This is a genomic window from Steroidobacter sp. (genome assembly GCF_016790065.1).
GTDB lineage: Bacteria > Pseudomonadota > Gammaproteobacteria > Steroidobacterales > Steroidobacteraceae > Steroidobacter.
The window spans coordinates 1-2,636 of record NZ_JAEUPY010000007.1; the positions used below are offsets into that span (position 1 = coordinate 1).

Genomic DNA, 2,636 nt, shown 5'->3' on the forward strand with positions numbered 1-2,636 from the left:
GCGAGTCTAGTCGCCTTTCGCGGTTTGTCCATGTCGGAAAAATTGTCAGGATTTTGCGTCACTAGCCGCGTCGAGGCGCGTTTTCCCGCGGATTTACCCAGACCTTTTGCCGCGTTCGGCGACGGCGGTCGAGCCACGAACTTTTATCTATGTGACAAGCTTCACACTCATGGGGAGCTGAAAACCGACCCCCGACAGGTCTACGCGCAACTCAGTCCGCCCCTCGTTCCAGCGACGGGTAGCGCGTGTGCCAGAAGCGTTCGTAATAAATCGGCGCGATGGCGGCGAAGCCGGCCTCGTAGGCCAGCGTAATTTTCTGGCCGTCCAGCAACAGCATTTCGGCGACTTCGATTTGCAGCACCCCTTCCTGCTTGAAGTCGCCCCAAGTGCATTTGCGGATTTGCAGCGGCGAGAACTCGAAGCGCGAGCCGCGATAGATGCCGAAGATGCGCGTGGTGGTCATCACATACCAACGCTGACCGTCGATGAAACAACTGACCACGCACAGTTCGTCGGGCTCCAGTTGCACCACGCGCGCCAACGGATCGTGCAACACCTCGAGCTGCGTGCAGCGCCAATTGGGCTGCTTCATCGCATGACTGCGGATGTATTGCAGTAACGCGGCGCGAATCGATGCGTGGGGCCATTCGCTCATAGGCGAGGTGAGATCTGCATTGGGGACGTCCGTGTGGTGAATCAGATCCGGGGAGGGGCGAGGATCATAGCGTCGCCCCCTGGGGCTGTATATAGAAACAGTGCCGACATGCGCCCGGCTCGCGATGACGCTGCCGAATTATCCCAATCAGGAACGCGGTTACGCGCCAGTCGCGAGCAGCGGCTCCAGCGTTGCACGCAGTGTCGGCAAGCTTTGGAAATGAATGCCATGCATTCCGGCGGATATCGCGCCTTGTATGAATTGACGATCGTCGTCGATGAATACTGCTTGGTGTGCCGGCACTAAGCAATGCTTTAGCAACCGGGTGAAGACCGCAACGTCCGGTTTGCGTGCCCGGAACTCGTAGCTGGCGTGCAAATTCTTGGTGAACACGGCACACACTTCCGGCACCAATTCCGGTAGAGCTTCGCGCAACAGCGCACCGTTGTTAGTCAGCAGCGCCAGCGGCACGCGCTCGCTCAGTGAACGAGCGTACTCCACCATGTCCGGCCGCAACCGCATGGCAGCTCGCCGTGCCTCTATCCACTGCGCGCGCGACAGCTCGAATCCCAACCGTTCATTGAACGCTGCGAGGTAAGCGTCGCCGGTGGTGTAGGCGCCGCGCTCGGCGTCACGTTCGAACTCGGAGCCCCAGGTCGCGGCATGGATGTCCTCGCCGCGTTTGCCGGTCAGGCGCTCCAGGTAACTCGAGCGCAGTTGCGGGTCGAAGTCGATCAGTACGCCATCGAAGTCGAATACGACCAGGCGAATGCTCATTGCCGCGCTTGGAACTGCGGATCCGACAACTTCACTTCGGTGAGCGGCCCGTACTTGCGCAACTCATCGCGGATGGCGTCGGCCTTGCCGATCACCACCAACACCATTTTCTGGCTGGGCGGAATCGCGTCGCTGACGATGCGTTGCGCGTCGGCGGTAGACACCGCCGACAGAGCGGTGCCGTAGCCGTCGATGTAGCTGCGATCCAGTCCGTAGAACTCCAGCGTGGCCAATTGAAACGCCCACTGCGAAGCGGTTTCGAGTGCCAGCGGGTACTGGCCCAGCACATAGCTCTTGGCGGATTCCAACTGCGCAGCATCGAGCGTGTTTTGATGCAGCTTGTCGAGCGTGGCGAAAGCCAGGTCGATGGCTTCGATGGTCTTTTCGGTACGCGTAAACGAACCGAACTCCCAGCTGCCGCCGTCGGCCATGCGGTCGAAGCGCGAACTCGCGCCGTAGCTCAAGCCGCTGCGAATCCGCAGCTCGGTATTCAACATCGAAGTGAACCGGCCGCCGAACAGTGTGTTCACGATATCGAGCGAGGCGCGTCGCGGATCGCTCTTGGCGACGCTGATGTCACCGGCCCAGAAATACGACTGCACTGCGTCGGGCGCGTCCACCAGCAGCACACGACGGCCAGTCACGTCGGCAGGCTTGGGCACCGACGGCAACGGCTGGCCGGCCTTGCGCCAATTCGAAAACGCTCGCGACAGTAGCGACTTCATCTGCGCGGTCTTGAAGTCGCCGGCTATCGCGATGATGACGCGGTCGGCACCGACGTGATCCTGGTAATAGCGCTGCACGTCCGAATGCTTGATCGCTGCCAGACTGGCTTCACTACCGCCCACCGGTCGGCCGTAGGGATGCGTCCCGAACAAGCTCGCCCCGCCGTAGATCGACGTGAGCGATGAGCGATCCGAATCTTTCGCGGCCCGAATGAATTCGATGTAACGGCCGCGCAGCGATTCGAACTGCGCCTGTTCCAGCCGCGGCCGTTGCAGGACATCGGCCAACAACTCGACCATCAATTTCTGATCGCGGGCCAGGAAGGAGCCGCCGACCGAAATGCTTTCGGTGCTCGCGCCAGTCGAGATGGTGCCGCCCACCGAAGCGACGGTCTCTGCGAACGCATTCGCGTCGCGTGCGCCGGCGCCTTTTTCGAGCAGGCCGGCTACCAGGCTGGCAGTGCCGAGGCGGTCTGCCT

Annotated in this window: 3 protein-coding genes; all 3 read right to left on the reverse strand. The window is 61.3% G+C overall.

Annotated features, from left to right (window positions below; translation table 11 throughout):
• Positions 1 to 211: 211 nt before the first annotated feature.
• Positions 212 to 655 (reverse strand): hypothetical protein, encoded by a 444-nt coding sequence (locus JNL55_RS00090; protein ID WP_293848052.1) that lies wholly within the window; start codon positions 653 to 655, stop codon positions 212 to 214.
• A gap of 159 nt (positions 656 to 814) precedes the next feature.
• Positions 815 to 1,432 (reverse strand): HAD family hydrolase, encoded by a 618-nt coding sequence (locus JNL55_RS00095; protein WP_293848053.1) that lies wholly within the window; start codon positions 1,430 to 1,432, stop codon positions 815 to 817.
• Positions 1,429 to 2,636, reverse strand: a 1,208-nt coding sequence (locus JNL55_RS00100; RefSeq protein WP_293848054.1) for a M16 family metallopeptidase, incomplete at its 5' end; no start/stop codon positions are given. The genes JNL55_RS00095 and JNL55_RS00100, both read right to left, overlap by 4 nt.